Raw genomic sequence first — 23,771 nt, forward strand, 5'->3', positions numbered from 1 at the left:
CACCTAAATCCTTATCATATTATAGTGTTTGTAAAGTTTGTTCAAATTTATCTCTTTTAATCTCTCCTACTTGGCGTACTTTTAACACACCATCGACATAATATAATAAGGCTGGCGGTCCAAATAACTGATAATGTTCAAACACTGCTTTCGAGTCATCTGTTGTCTCAGTCACATCAAGCTTTACTACTTGCCAATCTGCTAACTCTGCTGGTGGTGTCGTAAATAAGGTCTTTTCCATAATACGACATTCAATACACCAGTCTGCAGTCACATCAACAAGAACTTTATCATGATTACTTAATATACCATCCAGTTCAGATAAGCTAGTCATAGTGACTGTATTATTCACTTCCTTTTTTGCGACTATCGAGCCAGAAGTAGTAGTCGCAACAGCAGCGCTATTAGATGCTATCAATCTATTAAGTGGTTGCCAGCTATCATCACTACCCAATGCTGCACCAATGACTAAGCACCCCGCCCAAATACCCGCAATAACACCTAAGGCACGAGTAAACATCAGTCCACGCCCACGCCATGTCCACGCCCACATGGCAACAACCATAAACCATGCACCCCAAGCAATCAGCATCAATGCAGAAGCGAACACTCGCTCAATTAGTAATAGTGCCACTGCAAATAGTAATAGTGCAAAGCCTTGCTTCACCCAAACCATCCACACACCAGCTTTGGGCATAAAGTTGCCCTGAGTAACTCCTAAAAGTAATAATGGCGAAGATAATCCCAGTCCCAACATAAACAAAGCTGCAAATCCTAAGACAGGACTGCCGATGGTCGACACCGCTGTCAATGCACCAAATAGTGGTGCTGAGACACAAGGTGAAATAACCAACGCTGATAAAGCTCCTGCTAAAAAGCTACCACTAAAACTACCTAATTTACTATCTGCCGACTGGCTAATGGCATTTAGTTTATTACTAATCATATGTGGTAAGCGGATAGTAAAGGCTTCTAGCATATATAAGGCAAGCAGGATAAAGATTGCCGCAAAGGTCAATAAAATCACAGGGTTTTGTAACCAACCAATAATACCTAACTGCGTGCCAAATATTGCGATTATTGCACCTAAAACCCCATAGGCAACTGCCACACCCAGTGCATATCCGCCTGTCAGCAACAACCCCTTAAGGGCTGTTGGCTTATGTTGATGAGCAACAATATTTGCTACAATTGGTATCATCGGATATACACAGGCAGTAAACGCCAACCCTAAGCCTGCCAAAAACAAAAAGCCTAACGCAAGCCAAGGATGCTCCGATAAGCCAAAAGGATCTGTATTCCCCAGTGTATTTTCTAGTTCAGATGTGCCGGCTTCTGGTTCTGCTGTCACAATATCTTGTGTATTGGCCGGCGTAGCCTCTTGCTCTTGTACTAAGATATCATCTCCTAGCTCAGGCTGTACTATCACCGCCTCTTCTTGTTCATTCCCGTCTAAGGTATTAGGCTGAGTTAGAGATGTTGCATCTTCACTATTATTGGTTGCTGGTATGGAAGACAACCCATTGATAGGCGTATCTGTATTTTGACTTTGGCTATTACGCTCTCCACCACTCTGGCTCGCACTTGAATTTGCTGCTGTCTTTGATTGAACAGGTGATGGTACTGCTGAGGCTTGTACCTTTGCTGTTTCTGTAGACGCACTATTTACTTTAGCAGGTGGGATTTTTTGAGTAGAATTTTGTGGCGTAGAAGTAGGTGAAGTATTATTTGTTGCTTTATTATTAGTGCTGGTATTAGCACTGGCTTTATTATCATTCGCCTGTGTGCTACTTTCTGTACGTTTATTGTCCGTAGCTGGCAATGAGAAGGTCACAGGTTGTTTTTGTGGTGGATAACACAGACCTGCTTTAGCACATCCCTGCCAGCCGACAGACAAAGATGCACCATTGAGCGCTTGTGCTGTACTATTAGTCAGACTTGCTGTCGCTGTGACTTGTGGCTGATCAAAAACTGCTACTCGACCAAAATCAGGATCGTTAACAAAATGTGAGGACTGATTAAACTTCAACTCACTTGCTGTTACCCCCTCTGGTAAAGAAAGCTTAACCTTATCACGATAAATATAATGCCCTGGCGTAATATTCATCCGTATTGTCAGCTGATTACCTTGTACAGATGGCGTTACTGTAAATGCCTGATCTACAGATAAAAACTTACCTTGACTACTATTTGTAGTAGCTGTATCAAATAATGCGCCTAGCCCTTCAGCCTGCGCACCCGAAACCATACCAACACTCATCAAACTCATCAGCATGATTGCACATGCTTTATGAGTTTGAGACTTTTTGAATACAGAAAATAGAGGCATCATAAATATATACACACTCAAAATATCGTGAAAATCGTTAAGAAATGGCTACTAGCCTAAACGATCCTCAGATCACTATAAAAAAGAAGTTACTAGAATAGGGGTATTCGCTCATAACTAAAGTCTATTGAACCATCACTTTATAAAAAACTGACTAATTTTGATAACCATTTCATTAATATAAAGCACACAAACTCAGTCAGTCTTATACAAGCAGAAAAGCAAAAAATAAAACTATAGCTAGAACTCTAAAAGTATTAGAAATGCTAGATTGGACAAGATAGCCTTAAACATATCCTACTTTTCATCTTCTTTCAGCTCAAAAACTAAAGACATAATACCCAATGATGAATAATAGTAAGATAGGATAAAGCTTAGATAAAATTAATAAACTTCAAAACTAGAATTAGTTTATTTAACATATGATTAAGTCAGAGTATACATATCAAAATATCTTCAATACTGCTATACAATATAACATTGTATTTAGGCATGACCATAATAATTTATAGCCCATGCTATTTATAATCATGACAAGCCATACAACATCAGACAGATGGGCATTATATTGACGCGCTTCTAGCATCCCTAAGGAGTAGCATATATATCAGCATCTAGCCCTTCACCGCCTTGTTTGCCATCAGCACCTAATGAAAAAAGGTCATATGGACGACCTTCACTTCCAGGAGATACATACTGCAACTCATTATCCCAACCATCTGTCGGATAGCCCCCCTTGATATAGCCACCTTCTGGATAATTCTTCGCATCTGCTGGTGGTGTAATCAGTGCATCTAAACCCTGAGCTGTCGTAGGATAGCGAGCATTATCAATACGATAAGAATCTAAAGAATTAGACACCGCAACTAAAACCGTTTCGGTTGTTTTAACACGTGCTTTATCACTTTGTCCAACGACTCGTGGCACAACCAAACCTGCCAAAATTGCCAAAATCACAATCACAACCATAATCTCAATCAGTGTAAAACCTGATTGCATCTTTGCGGTTATGGCTAGTGGTGTAAAAGCTACGTTATTATTTTGTTCCATCATAATAAATCATCTATTTTGTATAAAAGCGTAAAAAGCATTTAGTTCCAGAACATACTTTATATATAAAATATGTCAATCTTATAATCCAAGCATGATAAAGTGCTGATGATATATCATTCCACCAACAATATCACTGTCAAAATCTTATCACAGATTTTTCTGTGATAGGCAAGAAGATACTACCCATACGGATGAATCAACAAAACCCAACCTTGAGGAAAAACATGTGTAACCATTTACGTTTATGGCACATATTTAAGTAAGATAATACATCCTACTTATCCTGCTAAATCATTCATATTCACAATTGGCAACATCACTGCCATTACGATAATCATCACCACAACACCCATCAATACCAACATCAATGGCTCAAGTAATGATAATAAAGTACTGATAAAGTTAGTTGCTTCAGCCTCTTGCATATCTGCAGCTCGGCTAAGCATATTATCTAGCTCTCCAGAGTTTTCACCACTTTTTATCATCTGTACCATCATAGGTGGAAAATAACTAGAGGACTCTAGCTGGCTAGACAAACTAGCACCTTCTGTTACCTTATCTGCCGCATGCAAAATAGTTTGCTTAATATGTACATTCGTTGTTACTGCCGCACCAATCTGTAGCGCCTCAATTAATGGTACACCTGAGCGTACAAGAATCGACAAAGTACTAGCAAAACGTGCTGCATTTAGACTTTTTGATAATCTGGCTAATATTGGTAAACGTAAAATCCATCTATCTATCTGACTTGTTCCCACTTCAGTTTTTGCAAACCGATAGCCTAGTATCACCACAACAGCGATAATAATTAATAACAGCCACCACCACTGTGTAATCAGGTTTGATAAAGCTAAAACTACCTGAGTAATCCATGGTAACGCTTGGTCTGACTGCTCAAAAACCTTGACAATCTTTGGTACTACAAAGCTCATTAGACCAATCACGACTGAGACAGCCATTACCATCAATACAATCGGATAGACCATTGCTCCCTGAATCTTCTTTTGTAAGGCAAAGCGATTTTCCGTGTAATCTGCCAGCTGATTTAAAATTAAATCCAAGTGACCAGACTTTTCACCTGCAGCTATGGTAGCAACATATAGCGTTGGAAAGTTGGTTGCTTTTTTTAGCGCATTCGCAAAGCTATAACCTTCTAATACTAACGACCGCACTGCTAGCATGGTAGATTTTATGTGTGGCTTTTGTGCCTGCTTCGCAACCGATGCCAACGCTTCTTCTAAGGGAATAGCGGCCGCTAATAACACTGAAAGTTGACGCGTCACCAAAGCCAAATCATAAGCAGAAATACCCTTTTGGGCAAACCGTCCCTTTCTACCATCAGCTCCTGAATTATCTTGCACCACTTGTACATCAACTGGTAACAAAGATTTTTCTCGTAGTTGCTGGCGTATCTGACGTGCAGAATCTCCTTGTAGCACACCTTTCTGCATGCTTCCTGACGGATCTAATGCTTTATAATGATAAGCAGGCATTCATTTTTATCCAGTATTTTCTAATATCCAATATTTTCTCAAACCATGACATTACTACTAACTCAACTAGCAAAGAGATCATAGCCGTCATCTCAATCACTGACAGATAATAACGGATTTACACGCAGATTACGATATAGTTGTTTTAATATTATTTATTACCACTTATTTTATACATAAGCAATCCAGTATCTTAATCCAGCGCATCAGGCATTAACCCATGCTCTAACAACGTATCTAAATGCTGTTGCTGTTGTTTCTTATCAAAGCCATTCACCTCTGCAATCAACATCTTTTCAATACGTTTATCTGTCCGATAATCACTCAAACGAGCACAAACAACTGCCAGCTGATAAATACGTTTCTTACAGCTTTCATCAATCGCCTGTAGCAATCGTACCATCTGAGGCGTATCCAATGTGGCATAATCATAACCAACTACATGACCTCTATGTAATGGGGTCACACCATAAGGAATAGATAAATGTGCCAAGTAATAACAGCAAAATAAGTAACCCAAACAGTGTCCAATAAAAAAAGCTCGATCATTGGTATAACTCATCACACCAAAATGACCCAGAACATAGCTATTAAGACTGCCTTGATCTGCAATGGCTTGCTGAATACGCTGTCGACCTACTGTCGGTAAACGTAAATAATTATATCCCCCTGAACTAATCTGCCAACCTGTCGGGCGTTGTGCTGGCATTCTCTGAACAATCTGGGTAATCAAATCATCCACAATATGTAACTGATTCCACAATAAATCCAGATGACTCGTGTCTACCACACCTCTTTGGTCCAAACGCTTTGACATCAAAAAACGTTGATACTCCAAAAACTGCTGACGCAATACTGGAATCAAATAAGTAGGACGTATCATTTCTGGTGCAAGATATAAACTGGCTGTACGCTCTCTTTGTTGTTGATATAGAGCCAAGCGCTGCTCCTGAACCTGTTCTAAACTACTCTTATCTGTAGCATTAATAATTGGTAAAGGCATCTTTTCAAATAAAGCAATCAATGTCGCCTTACTGATCATCTGCTCATCAGAGACTTCTTTATTATCTACTTCTTCATTGACTACCAACATAGTCTCTGCTATCTCCTGATTACTGTTGGCACTTTTACTACTACTCATAACTAGCCTCACCGTCATCGTACACTGGCTCAATGTCTTATCTATAAAGTCACATCAAACACCATCTTAAACTGACTACCACTGACAATAATTATCATTTATCACTATAAATGCTAAATTAGATAAATACCACCATAAATACCTATAACAACAAGCATAAAAAAAAGAGTAAAGCATAAGCCTTACTCTTTTTGGGAAATCATCACCCTATCATACTAAATATTCACCATCAAAAGTGACATCCTACGTCTGATGAATAGATACAGTTGACATATTTTGTCACCAAACCCATCTCATCAACTATTCATCATCTGAGGTATTAGCATCGTTATATTCACCTATAAAATGTCCTTCCTCAATCATTTTTTGACGATAACTTCGAGGTGAAATTCCATAAACACGCTTAAAAGCTTGACTAAACGTAGAGTCTGAAGAATAACCGACCAGCTCACTAATACGACTAATACTGTTTTGCTGTAACCGCAAATATCGCGCTGCCAAACGCATACGATAATCTATTAAATATGTCAATGGAGGCATACCCACTACTTGCTTAAAACGCTCTGCAAAACTAGAACGTGACATCCCCACAATCTCAGCCAGCTGATTAATCGTCCAGCTTTGCTCAGGAGAGTTATGCATTACTGCCAATGCCTTTGCTAAATAGGGATCTTTGAGCGCCCGTAGCCAACTATCTGTCGCATCAGGTAAACTCTCAATATATGCACGCAAGCACTCTATCATCAATAGACTTGCCAAACGGTTAATCATTGCTGACTTACCCAAACGCTCTTCTCTTGACTCAATGGACAAAAACTCCATACCCATATCTAGTACCTTCCGCCCAGTTTTTGATTGATGCCCATGCTCTGGTAACATATCAGGTAATGCTGATAATAAAGGTCGTGTCACTTCTTTATCATACGAACACTCAACCAAAACCAAATCAGCATTACACATACCCTGAGTGTCATTAATCTGTACTGGCTTATTATCACTTTGTGTCAATAAATCATCAATTGCCTTAGCGCATTTCCCATGATGCTCCATAGCATAGCTTACATGATACTTAGCATGTGGAATCATAATAATATCACCAGTACTAGCCTGTCGCTGAATACCGTCAATCTCTATACAAAATCCACCTTTGAGAACCAAATAAAAAATAATAGTATCTTTGCGCGCTAGCGAATATGACCATTTGTCGTTTCCCTTTAAACAGTAATATTTTGTCTCATACAAATGCACATTCTTTAATAACATGCTTAATGCGTCCATTAATACCTTCCTTTACCACTTATATAAAACTCATCTCAGTAAAATATTCTCAACCTATTATTTATCAATACCATTATATTTATGCTTTGGCGTTTTATATTCTCACCGAATATTGAGCATTCCTTTTGGGCTATGTTACAAACTAATAGATAGCTTTACTGTTATCACTATTGCACGATCAAACCGTACACAGGACGCACATGATAAACCTCCACATTATCAAATAATACTTATCAATAGCATTAATACAGCCCACACACCTATACTTAAATATAATTTTAATCGGCATATAGATTAAGAATTAAAATGCGAAAATAACCAACCCATGCAATGAACACAAGTTAAACTTATCACTATGGACTGCGATTAAAAATAAAAAGACGATTGCCACGAAAAGAATCATGAAAGTATTCACAAAAACAGATAGTAGTCAGCTATCTGTAATAATTGGAATAAGTACCGCAAGAATAAAAACAAACAAAAGTCTATTTTTTGTTATAAAAATATAAACTAAAATTTAACAACTCTTTTTATCAAAATAGCAACTTCATAGCCAATTCTGACACCGCCATAGGAGCCTTTTATTTAAAATAATTATTGACTGCTACCCTCTCAGATACACTGCTATATCCGGATTTTATTTAATACTGTTTTTATAAAATAACTGCTAGCCGATCTCATAGACTCCCTCATAGTAGCCCAAGAACTTCTTTTGGTATACATATACTTATTATAAAGTAAGGTAACGATTTTAATTAGTCTTTATGATATTTAGCACAATATAATGAACTTTTGTTATGAAATATTGTCATATTTCTGTCATAAATAATTCTATACTGTCATATAGAAAGTCATTATTAAGAAAAATTATTGTATGGAAAACAAACAAAGGAATGTTATGTTTAATAAATAGATAAAAATAATTAAAAATATTTAAAATAAAAGAGTAGCAATAGATAGCATAAAATGAACATCTGAAACAAATAAATGTCAGATACTAATAAGGAGAGGTGATGAAATTAGATAGGAAATTGGGGCGACTGATGGGACTTGAACCCACGACAACCGAGATCACAACCCGGGGCTCTACCAACTGAGCTACAGCCGCCATAAGATATTGTCAAAGAGGTGACAAGACTTGCAGGCAAAATGGTGCGCCTGGCAGGATTCGAACCTGCGACCACCTGCTTAGAAGGCAGATGCTCTATCCAACTGAGCTACAGGCGCTCAAGGCTTACTATTTATCCAAATATGAATAGATTCTACTGGAATAAATACATAAAAAAAAGCCTGTAAGGCTCTTGAAATAGATGGTCGGAGTGGAGGGATTCGAACCCCCGACCCTCTGGTCCCAAACCAGATGCGCTACCAAACTGCGCTACACTCCGATATTTCTATTGTAGATAGTGATGAAGTTTTTAAGTAAAATTAACACCTTATGTTGTGTTAATCATCATCGCTATCGAGGTGCATATAATAATGACTATCTGATATCCTGTCAACACCTTTTTTCATTTTTTTTATAATTTATCCAATTTTTTATGGATGAGGTAGATTTTACCTGTACTTATATCAAAAAATCAATCAATAACTTTTCTTGTTGCACACAAAAAGGCACAATCATCATGGTTTGTGTCATATTTTGTCTTCGCCGTGATGGTGATAGCTGGTGTAACAAAATCGGTGTTTGAAATTGTGCATTGGCAGGATATACCAACCAAGCCTGTGAAGCGTGAAGATGGTGCTGATACGCTTGAAGCTGGTATAAATCTGATGCTTCTATCTGTCTGCTATGAGATAGTGATTTATATTTAACATCAATAACATGAGTAATCTGAGCATTTTGAGCTTCTGTCTCAATATTTCTTTGTTCAGTATCTTTTTGCCTTATAAGACAAATATCAGGCTGTATCCGTCGGCAATTTTTTTGTGATTTTATTCCTCCCATGTTTTCTTCCATTACTAGCCAATCATAACTTGGCTGTGCCTGTAGCTTGTAGGGAGATTTAGCAGTCTGTAATTGATATCGCAAACTTTCAGTTACCCACAGCTCAAAGGCATAAGGCATATTAAGCATAAATGCAGGTTGTGGTAGATAACCTTGTGTGTCTGCTGAGGCTATACGAGGTTGCAGAAACCACCATGCCCATTCAATGGCTCGATAAATAAACTGTCTTTGCTCTGTATTGCATTGATTCTGCCAGCCAGCTTGTTGCTGTTGTAAGGCTTGATACGCTGACTGATACTGTGTCACTGCTAATAGATGATGGTTTGTTATGTCAAAAAGTGATGACATTTCAGTGTTATACAGGCGTTGATATTGGTTTGCCATCACATCTGGTATGTCTGCATATAAACAAGTTTTTGCACAATGCCAACCTGTTAATAAAAATTGCCACAATAATTCATTGTCTTGTAACTGCTCACGCTCAGAGATGATATAGTGTGGACGATGTAGATTATGCTTTATCTGTTGTTTAAAGTTAATTTTGCCCTGTATTTGTGTGGCATTTTGTCTTTGTGTTTGATAGTGTCGAGGTAAACATTGGCTCACCTTAATTATCAAATTTGTAAAGTCATGATATAACTGAACATACCAAGGTGGCAGGGTCTCTGTCAGCTCTTTTTGTGCTAATCGTGAATAGTCACCTGTCACTTGCAATGGTTGCATAGATAAACGCCCTGCGATACGCTTTAACATCCTTGCTATCCAAAAACGTGCACTCTGCTCTAAGGCTAAGCGCTTATGTTGTTGTATATCTTGTAAGGTGATTTTAGGCAAAATTTCAAGGTATTGACCACTTGGTAACCGCAATATTGCTAGATAGTGACGAACCAGAAGTTGTGGCATACCTTTATAAAAACGTAAGGTAAAACAGGGCAGGTCTTGCGACAATAAATACTCAAAATCTTGCTGATGGGCAAAATCTTTCTGCTCTAGTATTTGATGCTCCAGACAAATCATCTTTTCCATTGCTTTATCATCATTTCCATATTTAGCCGATTTGATAAATTTGCTGATAAGGCTCTGCGCTTAGGTAGGGGTTATTCGCATCTTGCGTATCTATAGTAAGCTCACTAACAGTACTTACATTAATTGCTTGCAATAATTCTGGTGCTATTTTGGGTGGTTGTGATTGTAGTTGTGGTGATGAATGATGGCTCATACTCCAGCTAGAAATAGAGTCTTGATGATTAGAAAAATGATGATTTTGTACGCTCTGCTCCTGAATATTTGCACTTATCAGTAAAGGAAAACGAACCTGCGTCATATCAATATCACCATATAAAATTTGATATAACACTTGTATAGGTGGTGCTGTCATCATAGTTTGAGTCAAATGAATCAGTTGCGGTAAAATTTTCCTTGCCATCACCAAAGCTAAATCTTGCATGCTCTGCACACCATATAAAAAAGCATGCCCTAGTAGTGCCTCTGCACCTATCAATACTTGAATGCGCTGATTTATTGCCTCTAAAATTTGTGCCAAGTCTACTGTTTCTCCTAATGTATCTGTAATCACTGCCAATACAGCTCCCGTTGGCAGTAGTTCAACAAACTCAAAACGACGACGAAACGCCATATCTAAAGCAACCAAAGAGCGATCATACCCATTCATGGTGGCATAGATATCAACATTACTTGGCACACTAAACTGCCGACCTGAATACGCCAGATGTATCGACATGGCATTTTTCTGCCCTGCCCGTTTGTCAGGCTCGATAGCACTCATCAACTCACCAAAAACTTGTGCCACATTGGCACGGTTTAGCTCATCAATTAACATGGCATAACGATGCTCAGGATCAGACAATGCACGTTGACATAATGTTAAAAATGCACCAGATACAATACGATATTGCATCTGCCCTGTCTGTGTATCTAACTGTGGACGGATACCTTCTACAAACTCATCATAACCATAAGCCTGATGAAAGCTAACCAACATACTGCGAGAAATTGTGTGTGTGGCGGTGGAGGTAGACATGACTGACTCCGCTGACTGTAGTGACTTAGCAACCGCTAATATCTCTGCTAAAGACTGAGCCACATGGCTTTTCATATCGTCTAGCAAATACCATGATTTATCACTACTTTGTGCAAAATAATTGACACTGGCTTGTGTGCCATATGTACCATATTTGTCAGCACTATCACTGTTTGTCTTTGTATGAGTCTCTTTCTCTAATACTTTGCCGTATGTTTGCAATACACTCCATACCGTTTGTGACAGACTATCTGTGCGCTTGTTTGCTCGTGCTTTTGCTTGAAATAAAGCATGATCCACAATTTCTCGTACTTTCATCGTTCTATCTTCCAGAAGCAATACTGCACACACCACCTCACGCCAGCTAACCTCTGCTAATATTTGCTGAGTCACCTTTGCCGTTTCTACTGGTAATGCCTGATCATAAAGCTTCTGAATCTGTAATAAATGGTGTGTTTTACCAGTCCCTGCCACCCCTGTTAAAATTAAGTTGGTTGGCTGACTTGGTAACTTTGTAAGAAAACTTGTTGCAAAGGAAGAAGACATAGACAAAATCACAATAATAAAAAAAGAATGCTAGGATGTGTTGAACTTTTATCTTTGTAGGAAAAATTGAGGGCAATTTGGCTTAATTAGGCAATGAATACAGTTAATATTGAGGTATGAACCAGTTCATTAACGCCGAGTAAGAAAAATTTAACCAATTTTTACACCAAAGTAAGTAGCTACATACCTTACAAATATTATCCTAATGGATTAAATGTTCAACAGAGCCTAATATAAATTCACTGCAAAAAATGTTGAAATAACATCTAATTATGACTTAATTACAATCAAGCGCTCTGACCCCATAGTACAGTAAAGCAACTGGCTGAATACCACCTAGCACGTTAAAATGCGCAAGGCATGCACAGCATCACTCATTAGGAAGATGAACATGACTTCATTATTTAGTAAGTTAACCAACCGCAACCAAGATAATAACAACATGTCTAATATAGAAAGCCCTAACACTCAAAGCGACACCTCAGAATCTACTGGTCTAAAGCCTGTCAACAATCAATTTAGTAAAATATTAGCCATTACCAAATATCTACCTAACAGTGTACGTGCAAAAGTTTTGACCACCGCATTTGGTAAAATTGTACCATTTGTAGGGACAACAGGTGTGTATTATGAATCTGTCTCACACAACAAGATTGTCGTCAGTCTTGATAACGAAAAAAATGTGCAGAATCATATTGGCACTGTCCATGCTGTCGCTGTCACCCTGCTTGCTGAAACAGCTACTGGCTTTATCTTAGGGCTAAATCTGCCCTCTGACCGAGTGCTATTGGTAAAATCCTATCAAGTAAACTTTTATCGTCCGCTCAAAAAAGGACAAGTTGCCGCCATCGCCACACTTTCTGACGAACAGCGTCTGCATATCCTTAACACACCAAAAGGTGAAATGGTCATACCCTGTGTGATAGAAGACCGTAGCACTGATACCAACAAACGCGACCCCATCACCGTTGAAATGACTTGGGCATGGATACCAAAATCAGAGCTAAAACAACGTCAACTCGGCAACAAGCAAAATAACCAAGAATCAAAAGCATTAGAATCATCAGAGTCTACTACCAACAGTGATTCTCTTGCCAATGACCAAGATAACTCTAAACCTTCTGAGATAGACAGTGCGCCTACTGACAGCTCCATATCCTCAAAAAATAGTCCTGAGAATGATACGAGTGAGAAGTAAAATAGAGTAAGTAGAACAGATAGAACACTTTACAAACAGCATTACTGATACTAAAAAACCAAAAGCCAGCTATATCTAGCTGGCTTTGTTTGATATTAATATCTACTCACTAGCCTCGCACAGCATCGCCCCATACAGGCACAACCATCTGCATCAATGGCTTTAACAGCTTAACATTACACGCAAATATAGAGCCTGTCTCCATTGCATTGGGTGCGCCTTTATGGTCGACCACAATACCACGTGCTTCATTGACGATAAGCTCACCTGCTGCGATATCCCAAGGCTTTAATGACATCTCAAAATAACCATCTAATCGACCAGATGCTACATATGCCAAGTCTAGCGCTGCTGAGCCCAAACGACGCACCTGACCGCCTTCTTCACAGATTCTTTGCAATGTCTCAAAATGTGCCTTGGCATAAGAGATGACTTCGTTACCAACTTTACGCTCTAATGGATGTCCTGTTGAAAATAATCCTTTGGCAATGGTTTTTTGGTCAGTGACATTCAAACGGCGCTGATTTAAGCGTGCGCCCTTACCACGACTGGCAGTAAAGACCTCATCACGCACTGGGTCATAAATCACACCATGTTCGGTCACACCTTTATGCTGAACTGCAATTGACACACAAAAATGTGGCACACCATGCACAAAGTTATGTGTACCATCTAGTGGGTCTATCACCCAGCACCAATCAGCATCATTCCCCTGACCTTCTTGCAACCCAAACTCTTCTCCTAAAAAAGAGTGATTAGGATAATTAAATTTAAGCGTTTCAATGGTGAGCTCTTCGCTGAATCTATCAATACGGGTAACCAAACCATCTAAACCCTTTGACTGAATATCCAGCTCGATTTTATGACGATTTTGGTGAGCTTTTAAAATTTCTGCACCGACTTTTTGAGCAGCACGTACTGCTATCACGACCATAGGTTCCATAAGGTATCCACTATCTTGTTAATGAAAAAGTTATAAAATAATTTTGATTGATTAGGCATCATTACTAGGGCTAGGATTTATTGATAATCATATAAACCCTAGACAATACCCAGTTTAATGCACCATAGTTTAGCAAATATACATTGGATAAATCACAGTCAAACTGCCATCCAAAGCAGTGGTTATAACCACTGAGTCAATCTTGCTAATATACCAGCGCTATCTAACTGGCAATCTGCCAACTGTTGCTCATGGCTACCATGCGCAATAAAACGGTCAGGAATACCAATATTTAATAAATGAGGCACATTCGTCATGACTGATTGTGTGGCAGATTGATTAATAAAATACTCATTAACCGCACTACCTGCACCACCCATCACCGCATGCTCTTCAAGTGTCACCATATGTGTCACACCTTGAGCCACAAGCTGATGCAACATATCTGTATCTAACGGTTTTACCCAACGCATATTCACTACAGTAACGGATAAAGCCTGTTGATTTGCTAAAATTTGTGCCACTTCATTTGCTGTCGCCACCATTGTTCCAAATGCCAACAAAGCAACTTTTTTAGATGGGTTGCCTTTGATATCGTCTGTTTGCTTAACCTTGCTATCTGTTCTTACAGCATCATAGACAGCTTCGATAACCGCACGTCCGACCTCAAAACACTGTGCAGGTTTTTGAATCACTGCTCCAACACCCAGACCTCTAGGATAGCGCACAGCAGAAGGACCTTGATACTCATAACAAGTATTAAGCAACTGATAGCATTCATTTTCATCTTTTGGTGTAGCTATCACCATATTAGGAACACAGCGCATAAATGCCAAATCAAATACACCAGCATGCGTCGCACCATCTTCACCAACCAAGCCTGCCCTATCAATAGCAAATAGTACATCTAAATTCTGTAGGGCAATATCATGAATAAGCTGGTCATAGCCACGTTGCAAAAAAGTCGAATAAATTGCCACAATGGGCTTCACACCTTGCGTTGCCATACCACCAGCTAACGTAACAGCATGTTGCTCAGCAATAGCAACATCAAAAAAACGCTCTGGAAACTGATGGGCAAACTCTGTCATACCCGACCCTTCTTCCATTGCTGGTGTGATTGCCATCAAGTCAGTATCACTGACAGCTTTATCACAAATAAACTCACCAAAAACTTGCGAATATTTTTTGCGATGCTGACTGACCTCACTCTCACTACAATTGCCTTGTTTACTATCCTCTGATGCCTGCTCTTCTGTTGGTAACTTACCAATGGCATGATAGCCGACAGGGTCTTGCTCTGCTGGCAGAAAACCTTTGCCTTTAGTGGTATAAATATGAATCAAAACAGGACCTGACAACTGCTTTGCACGCTGAATCACACGCATAAGCTCAGGCAGATTATGCCCATCAAAAGGTCCAAAATAAGTAAAGCCAATCGCCCGAATTAAGTTATCCGCTACTTGAGGAATTTTGCGACTCTCACCATGTCTAGCACGGCGATCATCAAAGTTCATATCTGGACGTAGCTTGAGCTTTGGCTTGCCTGAGGCACTGATATCCACTTGATAACCAGCCTGCCAAAGCATCGCTAAATGACGTGAAAAACCACCAATGGCACAGGAAATAGACATATCATTGTCATTGAGGATGACCAATAAATCGGCATTTTGTTGTACTGCATCATTCATTGCTTCAAATGCCATACCACCTGTCATAGCACCATCACCAACAACACACACAACTTTATCAGACTTTTTTTGATGACGCAGAGCCAAGCTCATGCCAAGACCTGCTGAAATGGCTGTCGAAGAATGACCGACTCCAAAACAGTCATATTCTGATTCATGACGCTCAGGAAACGCTGTCAATCCATCTTTGGCACGAATACTGAGTAGTTTTTCTCGTCGTCCAGTCAAAACTTTATGCGCATAAGCTTGATGTCCCACATCCCATACTAGCTTATCATTTGGAGTATCAAATAAATAATGTAAGGCGATGGTTAACTCAATAACACCCAAATTTGCCCCAAAATGACCACCACTAACCCCTGCACAATATAGCAGGTACTCTCGCAGCTCGTCTGCCAATGTGATTAACTGCGCTTCGCTCAATTTGGATAAGTCTTGTGGTGAATCAATCTTGTCTAATAAAGGTGTCTGCGGACGCACGCTTGGTATCGCATCAAATACTCTTTGTAATGATGGTAGGTTTGGCAATTCAGATGATACTGGCGTCTCATGTGCTGATGAAGTGGTAACATCGTCACTATCAAGACGATTGTCACTAACATCAAACGACGACTGTGAAGAATGTTGCGATTGCTGCATAAAGCGTTATGTACCTAACCAAACTAAAGAAACAAAAACTAAACTAAAGGACGCAAATAAAGTCAAAACTGACCATGCTCATTATGCTGTCTAAACGACCTATCTAAATCAATACCTCATCATAGTATCGCTTTGCTAAATGAAAATCCAAAGGATTTATCATGAATTCGACAAAACCTAACCCAAACTCTGATGCTAAAAGGAGTCCCTAGCAGTTTGCGTAAATTCTACCACCTCATTAATAAACCACTATAATAAGATAGCCTTATCAATTTAGGCGTATGATACGATGTATGAATAGTCAAAATAAAATAGTGTGGCATGATAGCATCTTTTTTGATATATCGCCTTATCCGTTTTTATCTATTATGCTGATTGTTGCCATAATCAATGGCTATGTTACGTCCAAAGCGTGTTGAGTCGATGGTAGGTTTTATTCGCAATTGACGATATAATAACAGATTATTTAAAAGCGCTTAGGAGCGACAGAGGAGCAAAAGTTGTCCTATCAATTTATTACCCAAGCCAAGCTACCGACCCGCTATGGTGACTTTGACATTCATGTATTTGAAAATGAAGATGGTCAGGAGCATGTCATGCTAACGGTGGGACTGCCCCTTAGTAAAACTCAACAAAGTGACGCTCAAAAGCATGATGCACCAGAATGCAACCATTCACAGCCCATTCCACTGGTACGTATCCATTCTGAATGTTTAACTGGTGATGCCCTAGGCTCACTAAAATGCGACTGTGGCCCTCAGCTTAATGCCACCATGCAACTTATCCAAGAATCAGGCTGTGGCGCATTATTATACCTACGTCAAGAAGGTCGTGGTATTGGTCTTACCAATAAAATCCGTGCCTATGCTCTACAAGACCAAGGGCATGATACGCTTGAAGCCAACTTAATGTTGGGCTTACCCGCAGATGCACGTACCTATGATATGTGCTACCCCATGCTGGCACATCTGGGTATCAGCAAAGTACGTTTAATGACCAATAACCCAGCAAAAATGGACTATCTCACTGAATTAGGAATAGAAGTTGTTGAACGAGTACCCTTAGTTGTGGGTGTTAATCCTCATAATAATGCTTATCTCAATACCAAACGAGATAAGATGGGACATATATTAGACCCCAATTTAACCTTTCAACCAGTAGAAAACTAGCCGTAGAAAATAGCGCTTATTTCACATTTAATGTCTTATCAGTCATATTAGCTGTATTTATTTAACCATACACACATGACAGTGATGACTCAATAATAAATATGACATATTCATGACTTCCAGATATGGAGTACACAAATGACATCAACAAAAAATATGCACAATAACCATCCTACAGATGCTCATATTGCACAAGTTCGACAGTTCCTACTTGATTTACAAGCAAAAATCTGTGCCTCTCTAGAGGCATCAGAAGGTGGCACTGCCAAGTTTATTGCTGATGAATGGACCCGTGAAGAAGGTGGTGGTGGGCGCTCTTGTGTCTTAGCTGATGGCAAAGTGATTGAAAAAGGTGGGGTGATGTTTAGTCATATTCACGTCAAAAACCTACCCGCATCAGCCACTGCGCGCCACCCTGATATTGCAGGACGCGAAGCTCAAGCACTGGGAGTATCTTTGGTGATTCACCCTAAAAATCCCCATGTACCAACCAGCCATGCCAATGTTCGTCTTTTTGTGGCTACCAAAGAGGGAGAAGCACCAATTTGGTGGTTTGGCGGTGGGTTTGACCTGACACCTTTTTATCCTGTTATTGAAGACTGTCAGCACTGGCATCAAGTCTGTCATGACCTATGTGCACCATTTGGTGAAACGGTCTATGCTGACTTTAAACAGTGGTGTGATGAATATTTTTATCTACGTCACCGAGATGAGCAAAGAGGCATTGGTGGACTATTTTATGATGATGTAAATACAGAAAGTATGGGCTGGGACTTTGACACCTGTTTTCGTTTTATGCAAGCCGTTGGACAAGGCTATCTTGATGGCATCTTACCCATCTTTGAAAAACGCAAAACCACACCTTATACCGAGGCACAACGCCAATTTCAGCTCTATCGTCGTGGACGCTATGTAGAATACAACCTTGTCTATGACCGTGGCACACTTTTTGGACTACAAAGTAACGGACGCATTGAGTCCATCCTTGTCAGCTTGCCACCTTTAACCAGTTGGCACTATCGCTATGAGCCAGAAGTCGGTACTCCAGAAGAGCAATTGACCACCTATTTTCTCAAACCACGTGACTGGTTAAATATCCATAATAAAGACGTATAGCTTACCTAAAACACCCCTACCATAGACATATTCTAACAAAAGCTTAACAATAATTTCTTGCGAATTATCAAATAGATAACATAGAATAAGAACCTGTTAAGCTTTTATTCCATCATGGAATAGTAACACAATCGTCCAAATGTAAGGATACTCAACACTTTAAAAACAACGTTTTAAAACCGCTTTAAAAGCATTGTGTATCAGTGTCTAAAATAACACTGACTTCTAGCACTAATCATCTTATACCCGTCTAATATTAGCCAACAGGAGATTTTATGAAGATAAAACCTACCCTATTAGCCACCGTACTATTACCTCTCAGTCTTATGCTCAGTGCCTGTAGTAATACTGGTTCAGGCTCAAATGAGAGTGTTAAAGCACGTCAAGATATCATGTCAAACTGGGGCGATGCCATGCAAGTTATGGGTGGTATGGTAAAAAACCCTGATACATTTGATGCACAAAAATTCCAAGAAGAAGCTGCTTTTATGGCTGAAGATGCCTCTAAGCCTTGGCAGCATTTCCAAGATGAAAATGCTAAAGGTGGCTCTACTGATGCTGTCTGGTCAGACCGTACTGGCTTTGAAGCAGAAGCACAAAAGTTTGAGCAAGCAACCGCACAGCTAAATGCTGATGCCCAAAATGCAACCAGCGTCGCTGATATTGAGTCTGCCTTTAAAGAAGTGGGGGCTTCTTGTAAATCGTGCCATACAACATATAAGCAACCTAACTAAGCTACCAAATACTTAATATTTAATACTGAACTTAATTAAAAGAATAGCGGCTAAACAATAGCCGCTATTTTTATTTACTTCAATATATAAAGACAGATATCCATCATGACTGCCATTATTCAGGCGCTTTATGTTCAGATGATGGTGACTGTGCTTGTGTTGTCATTTGTTGCTTAGTCAGTTTATCAACAATGGCATTAACCGAGGCATCACCCATATCCAAAGTACGGATGGGGAAAGGAATATTGACACCAGCATTATCAAGGGCATCTTTAATCGACACAATCACCTCATGGATAGAAGCTACTTTATTGGCTTGTGTACCATTATCAATAAACCAGCGCACGGTCAAATCAATACTTGAATCACCAAAAGCAGTGGCAATTACTGAAGGTTCAGCACGGCGAGATACTGTCTCAGCACTGTCTAACGCCTGTAATATCGCTGCTTTCGCTGTACGGATATCATCATCATAGCCAATACCAACATCAACTTGTAATCGGCGCTGCTTATAGGCAGTATTCACCGTTAGTGCAGCCGTATATAAGTCCGAATTGGGAATCACAACTTGACGACCATCGTAAGTTTTAATCGTCGTCGCACGTACCTTGATATCCTCTACTGTACCTTCATAATCACCTGAAACAATCTGATCTCCGATACGGAATGGCTCTGATAGTAATAATAAAATCCCTGACAATAGGTTTTGAAAAATATCCTTAAATGCAAAACCAATCGCCACAGAGCCAATACCCAATGCACCAATCAGCTTAGCAGGTGTAAACCCTGGAATAGCAATCACCATAGCGACCATAAAGCCGATAAACAAAATCAATGCACCGCCAACACGCTGAAAGACCTTAATCAAATTGCGATGAGATTTATTACTGCTAAGCGCCTTGATGATTATTTTTTTAAACAGTGCTGATGCTGCCCAAAAAATCAAAAAGACAGTAAAAGCAACGATAAAATAAGGCACTCGCTCCATAAAGTCAGCAAACATATCATGAGCTGCAGAAGCAATGGTCTGATATTCGCTGACCTTTTCAACGACATTTTGTTTAACATTTTGAGTCATGCTTGGAGTGGGCATAATAAGATATATTCCTTATATATAAATCCGAAAATAGAGTCAGTCGAACACAGTCTGATTCAAATATTGAGTCAATCACACACAATATAAGCCATCAACACTGCGACGACTCAACCATAAAGCACATTAAACCATTAAATCTGCCTGTACAATTTCTATCCAATAACCATCAACATCCTTAATAAACGCAATATTTTTCATACTACCGTCTTCTGGACGCTTCTTAAAGACCACATCATTGGCATCAAACCAAGCCACTGCGGCCTCTAAATCTGGCACGCTGAAGCAAATATGCCCAAACCCCTGAGGCTCAGCATTACCATCATGATAACTAAAATCAGCCTGATTCTCTGTTCCATAATTATGGGTTAACTCTAAAATACCACGCTGGCGAAACGCATGGATAGCCAAGTCATCTCCCTCTGGAAGATTTTGACGCTCTTCTTCTGATAACTGCGCCAAAAAGTACAAATCAAATGACATCTCTGGAAACTTTTTAACACATAACAGTGTCATACCCATAACACCTGTATAAAATGCCAAAGACTTCTTTGGGTCTTTAACTCGAAGCATGGTATGGTTAAATGTAAACCCTTGAGTTTGAGCAGCAATGGGCTGAACACCATCTATCTGTACACTATTAGAAGGCTGAGGTTGTACAGAAGTAGTTATAACACTCTTACTCATAGTAAACTCCTTACATAGTCAATTTTTTCTAAATAAATCAAAGTCTAACTTACCAAATGATGCTATAAAATCCTAACACTTGCTATAAAATTACTAAATGTTACAATAGATTAAGACTCGAAAGTCCAAAATTTCTAAAGAATCATCCAAATTTATGGGAAAGCAGATATTATAAGTCAACTAAGTATCATAGTTCATCTGTTAGGCTCTAAAATAGGCAGAATACTAGCTATCATACCATGAACTAAAATTGTACTGTTTAACCAAACTAACAAAGCATTTGTATATATTTAATCACTACTAAGTCAAGTTAAATCAAAAAATACTGATACAATACACATACTAAATAAATTTTACTTGCATTTAAATGTTTAAGTATTATCCTATTAAAGTATGACTACAGTGTGCTTTTAGGTTAGGATGATGAATTAAAATACTGTAATGTTCAAAACGAAAAAGGATAATTCTATGGCCATTGCTATTCAACATTTTACTTGCACTGCTCTTGCAAAGCAAAATCTCTTATCTTCAGATATAGATTTAACAGATAATGAAAAAGCTGTATTAGAGATGGTTGCACACTACGATACTAGCGATAATGAGCTGAAATCAGAAATTGAAGATTTGTTTGCAGAGCTATATGAACATGTGAACCTCACACGTTTAGTCGCGCTAAACTTACTTAAATATCATGTTGATAAACCTGTGCGCCAATCTTCTTATTCTATTCCATTATTTGACGAGTTATTTGGATTAACTGACAATCATCCTGTACAAAATACCAATAAGGCAGAAATGCAAAGTTACTCAAACAAGCATTCAGCCTTAAATGACTCACAATCAACATCAAGTGATTTAAGTCAAGGATATACTCCGTCTCAACCACTACCACACCAAGCCAATAACAGTGTTAATAGTAAAGATGTGAATCCTGCCCTACATGTAGCTATGGGGCTATTTGATAAGAGCTAAAACCTAACAACTATCCAAACCCTACCCCATAGCCAATACACATATCAATAAAATATATAGGCAAGGGGCTGTATATATAATAGCCCCTATTTACTGTACTAAGATCCCAACCAAACATAATTTTTTAACTTCCTACAGCATTTATATAGTTGAAACAGTCTAGGATCTGTTGAACTGTCATCCCGTTAGGCTAATATCTACAGAGAATAGCGCTTTTTTTACTTTCATGTAGAAATTGGCTAAATTTGCATGATGAAGCATCAATGAACTGGTTAATATCCCATCTAGATGAATCAGCTACCTGCGTGCTTTGCCTTGACTAAAACACTATTTATTAAAAGTATCTCAATTTTCCCTATAAAGATGAATGTTCAGCAGACCCTAAAGCAAATACAGACTCAACCAAGTGCCGTAGTAAGTTATACAATAAATAATAGCAACACCATCGCTGTTCAGTGGTTCTTGAAGCACAGCTTTTCTCCAACTATATTACATTGTTACATATAACTATTGATAATTATTCTCATATCATCTATGATAATCAATTGTTATGTTATAACATTTCAATTATATTAGGTATTTTAAAGTATTAAATGACGCTATCCTTTTCACTACAGTTAGCGTTCTTTTTAAAATTTACCAACTACTCAATTTTCATTACAGACAATGGAGAGAGCCATGCAAGTATTAAGCTCATTAAAGAGTGCTAAACTACGCCACCCTGACTGCCAAGTTGTTCGCAGACGTGGACGGGTATTTGTTATTAATAAAACAGACGGACGCTATAAAGCAGTACAGGGGCGCAGTAAAAAACGCTAAAACTTATCACTGACTAACCAAGCACATATATTAAGTGGGCAGAAAATGTACCTGACCTGTTTTTAGGTCATACTCTGCCCCAACTATCAACAGCTTACCAGCACTAACCATATCTTCTAACGTCCGAGAACCATGCTTTAACTGACTAACGGACATGCGCACATTTGCACGTATAGAGCGGTCTATTAGAATGTCTTTATCTACATCTGCACCCGTTGCTGATGCCAACTCATGCAAGTTGTAAACACTGGGGCGAATACGATCAACAATAGACTGCAAGTTTGGTGAGTAGTTTTGCTCAGGATTCAGTAGTGTCTCCACACAAGCCGTTACTGCACCACAATGTGAATGCCCAAGTACAACAACCAACTGTGTCCCAAACTTTTCAACGGCAAACTCAACTGAGCCAATCTGTGATGGTGCAACCACATTGCCCGCAACACGAATGACAAATAAATCACCAAGCCCTTGATCAAAAACAATCTCTACAGGTACGCGTGCATCTGAACAGCCCAAGATAATGGCAAATGGATCTTGCTCATGAATCAATGCAGGGCGCTTTTGCATCATTGGATTGGCATCATTGAGACTATGTACATAGCGCTCATTGCCCTCTTTTAATAACTGTAATGCCTGACTACCTGTCGTTGGGCGCTGTAGCGATTTTGTTGTATATACTGCTGATTTTGGGTTGGAATCCATACTGCCTGCCTCAAATTATTCTCGGCAATATTGTAACAAAATGTTTAATAAGAAAATAGATGGCTCATAAATAAAAGCCGTCACCAAAAGACTAAAAAACCTGCAACACCCTGATTGGTAGCGCAGGTTTTATTGATTTATGACTTTGTAAGTAACCTATGAAGTGCTATCAAGCAAAC

The 23,771-nt window shown here is 39.0% G+C and carries 18 protein-coding genes and 3 tRNA genes; 6 read left to right on the plus strand and 15 right to left on the minus strand.

What is annotated here, in order from left to right:
* Positions 1-19 precede the first annotated feature (19 nt).
* The 10 genes from FHK88_RS06035 to FHK88_RS06080 all read right to left on the minus strand — a co-directional run bounded on the left by FHK88_RS06035 (position 20) and on the right by FHK88_RS06080 (position 11,829).
* Complete coding sequence (locus tag FHK88_RS06035; RefSeq protein WP_227429841.1) at positions 20-2,332, minus strand: protein-disulfide reductase DsbD domain-containing protein; 2,313 nt, start codon at positions 2,330-2,332, stop codon at positions 20-22.
* Positions 2,333-2,917: 585 nt separating this feature from the next.
* A complete protein-coding gene (gspG, locus tag FHK88_RS06040; protein WP_319800157.1) occupies positions 2,918-3,382 on the minus strand; it encodes a type II secretion system major pseudopilin GspG in 465 nt (154 codons plus the stop codon).
* A 278-nt stretch (positions 3,383-3,660) separates the two neighbouring features.
* On the minus strand, positions 3,661-4,875 hold the full coding sequence (gene gspF, locus FHK88_RS06045) for a type II secretion system inner membrane protein GspF (protein WP_227429842.1): 1,215 nt from the start codon (positions 4,873-4,875) through the stop codon (positions 3,661-3,663).
* 193 nt (positions 4,876-5,068) lie between these two features.
* Positions 5,069-6,016 (minus strand): hypothetical protein, encoded by a 948-nt coding sequence (locus FHK88_RS06050; protein WP_227429843.1) that lies wholly within the window; start codon positions 6,014-6,016, stop codon positions 5,069-5,071.
* A gap of 300 nt (positions 6,017-6,316) precedes the next feature.
* Positions 6,317-7,294: an AraC family transcriptional regulator gene (locus tag FHK88_RS06055; protein WP_227429844.1), complete on the minus strand. Its 978-nt coding sequence runs from the start codon at positions 7,292-7,294 to the stop codon at positions 6,317-6,319.
* 1,032 nt (positions 7,295-8,326) lie between these two features.
* Positions 8,327-8,402: transfer RNA gene (locus FHK88_RS06060), tRNA-His, on the minus strand.
* A 42-nt stretch (positions 8,403-8,444) separates the two neighbouring features.
* A tRNA-Arg gene (locus tag FHK88_RS06065) sits at positions 8,445-8,521 on the minus strand.
* A gap of 84 nt (positions 8,522-8,605) precedes the next feature.
* Positions 8,606-8,682: transfer RNA gene (locus FHK88_RS06070), tRNA-Pro, on the minus strand.
* A gap of 179 nt (positions 8,683-8,861) precedes the next feature.
* Positions 8,862-10,268 carry an McrC family protein gene (locus FHK88_RS06075; RefSeq protein WP_227429845.1) on the minus strand — a complete coding sequence of 469 codons (1,407 nt, stop codon included), beginning with the start codon at positions 10,266-10,268 and terminating at the stop codon, positions 8,862-8,864.
* A gap of 22 nt (positions 10,269-10,290) precedes the next feature.
* Positions 10,291-11,829: an McrB family protein gene (locus tag FHK88_RS06080; protein WP_227429846.1), complete on the minus strand. Its 1,539-nt coding sequence runs from the start codon at positions 11,827-11,829 to the stop codon at positions 10,291-10,293.
* Positions 11,830-12,220: 391 nt separating this feature from the next.
* On the opposite strand from FHK88_RS06080, the gene FHK88_RS06085 reads away from it, so the two are divergent.
* Positions 12,221-13,027, plus strand: a complete 807-nt coding sequence (locus FHK88_RS06085) for a DUF4442 domain-containing protein (RefSeq protein WP_227429847.1) — start codon at positions 12,221-12,223, stop codon at positions 13,025-13,027.
* 109 nt (positions 13,028-13,136) lie between these two features.
* Here FHK88_RS06085 and FHK88_RS06090 read toward each other — a convergent pair whose 3' ends face one another.
* Together FHK88_RS06090 and dxs are read right to left on the minus strand one after the other, a co-directional pair.
* Complete coding sequence (locus tag FHK88_RS06090; protein ID WP_227429848.1) at positions 13,137-13,970, minus strand: inositol monophosphatase family protein; 834 nt, start codon at positions 13,968-13,970, stop codon at positions 13,137-13,139.
* A 182-nt stretch (positions 13,971-14,152) separates the two neighbouring features.
* On the minus strand, positions 14,153-16,300 hold the full coding sequence (gene dxs / locus FHK88_RS06095; protein WP_227429849.1) for a 1-deoxy-D-xylulose-5-phosphate synthase: 2,148 nt from the start codon (positions 16,298-16,300) through the stop codon (positions 14,153-14,155).
* Positions 16,301-16,800: 500 nt separating this feature from the next.
* Between dxs and ribA the strand changes: the two genes are divergently transcribed.
* The 3 genes from ribA (at position 16,801) to FHK88_RS06110 (ending at position 19,319) form a co-directional block, all read left to right on the plus strand.
* Positions 16,801-17,469 carry a GTP cyclohydrolase II gene (gene ribA, locus FHK88_RS06100; RefSeq protein WP_227429850.1) on the plus strand — a complete coding sequence of 223 codons (669 nt, stop codon included), beginning with the start codon at positions 16,801-16,803 and terminating at the stop codon, positions 17,467-17,469.
* 138 nt (positions 17,470-17,607) lie between these two features.
* A complete protein-coding gene (gene hemF / locus FHK88_RS06105; RefSeq protein ID WP_227429851.1) occupies positions 17,608-18,585 on the plus strand; it encodes an oxygen-dependent coproporphyrinogen oxidase in 978 nt (325 codons plus the stop codon).
* Between the two features lie 275 nt (positions 18,586-18,860).
* Entirely contained in the window at positions 18,861-19,319 is a 459-nt protein-coding gene (locus FHK88_RS06110) for a c-type cytochrome (protein WP_227429852.1), read from the plus strand.
* A gap of 115 nt (positions 19,320-19,434) precedes the next feature.
* Here the strand turns inward: FHK88_RS06110 and FHK88_RS06115 are convergent, their stop codons facing one another.
* Positions 19,435-20,412, minus strand: coding sequence for a mechanosensitive ion channel family protein (locus FHK88_RS06115; RefSeq protein ID WP_227429853.1), 978 nt, complete (start codon positions 20,410-20,412; stop codon positions 19,435-19,437).
* Between the two features lie 126 nt (positions 20,413-20,538).
* Positions 20,539-21,099 carry a lactoylglutathione lyase gene (gloA, locus tag FHK88_RS06120; protein WP_227429854.1) on the minus strand — a complete coding sequence of 187 codons (561 nt, stop codon included), beginning with the start codon at positions 21,097-21,099 and terminating at the stop codon, positions 20,539-20,541.
* 468 nt (positions 21,100-21,567) lie between these two features.
* Between gloA and FHK88_RS06125 the strand changes: the two genes are divergently transcribed.
* Together FHK88_RS06125 and ykgO are read left to right on the plus strand one after the other, a co-directional pair.
* Positions 21,568-22,071 (plus strand): hypothetical protein, encoded by a 504-nt coding sequence (locus tag FHK88_RS06125; protein ID WP_227429855.1) that lies wholly within the window; start codon positions 21,568-21,570, stop codon positions 22,069-22,071.
* A 678-nt stretch (positions 22,072-22,749) separates the two neighbouring features.
* Positions 22,750-22,890 (plus strand): type B 50S ribosomal protein L36, encoded by a 141-nt coding sequence (ykgO, locus tag FHK88_RS06130; RefSeq protein ID WP_227429856.1) that lies wholly within the window; start codon positions 22,750-22,752, stop codon positions 22,888-22,890.
* A gap of 30 nt (positions 22,891-22,920) precedes the next feature.
* On the opposite strand, the gene FHK88_RS06135 is transcribed toward ykgO, so the two are convergent.
* A complete protein-coding gene (locus FHK88_RS06135) occupies positions 22,921-23,592 on the minus strand; it encodes a carbonic anhydrase (RefSeq protein WP_227429857.1) in 672 nt (223 codons plus the stop codon).
* Between the last annotated feature and the right edge of the window lie 179 nt (positions 23,593-23,771).

Source organism: Psychrobacter sp. I-STPA6b, from assembly GCF_020662265.1.
In the GTDB taxonomy this organism is placed as follows: domain Bacteria; phylum Pseudomonadota; class Gammaproteobacteria; order Pseudomonadales; family Moraxellaceae; genus Psychrobacter.

Coding starts and splice junctions, on each gene's coding strand:
- hemF (WP_227429851.1), top strand. CDS start 17,608: ATGACATCAACAAAAAATATGCACAATAACCATCCTACAGATGCTCAT.
- gloA (WP_227429854.1), bottom strand. CDS start 21,099: ATGAGTAAGAGTGTTATAACTACTTCTGTACAACCTCAGCCTTCTAAT.
- gspG (WP_319800157.1), bottom strand. CDS start 3,382: ATGATGGAACAAAATAATAACGTAGCTTTTACACCACTAGCCATAACC.
- FHK88_RS06135 (WP_227429857.1), bottom strand. CDS start 23,592: ATGGATTCCAACCCAAAATCAGCAGTATATACAACAAAATCGCTACAG.
- gspF (WP_227429842.1), bottom strand. CDS start 4,875: ATGCCTGCTTATCATTATAAAGCATTAGATCCGTCAGGAAGCATGCAG.
- FHK88_RS06115 (WP_227429853.1), bottom strand. CDS start 20,412: ATGCCCACTCCAAGCATGACTCAAAATGTTAAACAAAATGTCGTTGAA.
- FHK88_RS06110 (WP_227429852.1), top strand. CDS start 18,861: ATGAAGATAAAACCTACCCTATTAGCCACCGTACTATTACCTCTCAGT.
- FHK88_RS06125 (WP_227429855.1), top strand. CDS start 21,568: ATGGCCATTGCTATTCAACATTTTACTTGCACTGCTCTTGCAAAGCAA.
- FHK88_RS06055 (WP_227429844.1), bottom strand. CDS start 7,294: ATGGACGCATTAAGCATGTTATTAAAGAATGTGCATTTGTATGAGACA.
- FHK88_RS06090 (WP_227429848.1), bottom strand. CDS start 13,970: ATGGAACCTATGGTCGTGATAGCAGTACGTGCTGCTCAAAAAGTCGGT.
- ykgO (WP_227429856.1), top strand. CDS start 22,750: ATGCAAGTATTAAGCTCATTAAAGAGTGCTAAACTACGCCACCCTGAC.
- FHK88_RS06075 (WP_227429845.1), bottom strand. CDS start 10,268: ATGGAAAAGATGATTTGTCTGGAGCATCAAATACTAGAGCAGAAAGAT.
- FHK88_RS06050 (WP_227429843.1), bottom strand. CDS start 6,016: ATGAGTAGTAGTAAAAGTGCCAACAGTAATCAGGAGATAGCAGAGACT.
- dxs (WP_227429849.1), bottom strand. CDS start 16,300: ATGCAGCAATCGCAACATTCTTCACAGTCGTCGTTTGATGTTAGTGAC.
- FHK88_RS06035 (WP_227429841.1), bottom strand. CDS start 2,332: ATGATGCCTCTATTTTCTGTATTCAAAAAGTCTCAAACTCATAAAGCA.
- FHK88_RS06085 (WP_227429847.1), top strand. CDS start 12,221: ATGACTTCATTATTTAGTAAGTTAACCAACCGCAACCAAGATAATAAC.
- FHK88_RS06080 (WP_227429846.1), bottom strand. CDS start 11,829: ATGTCTTCTTCCTTTGCAACAAGTTTTCTTACAAAGTTACCAAGTCAG.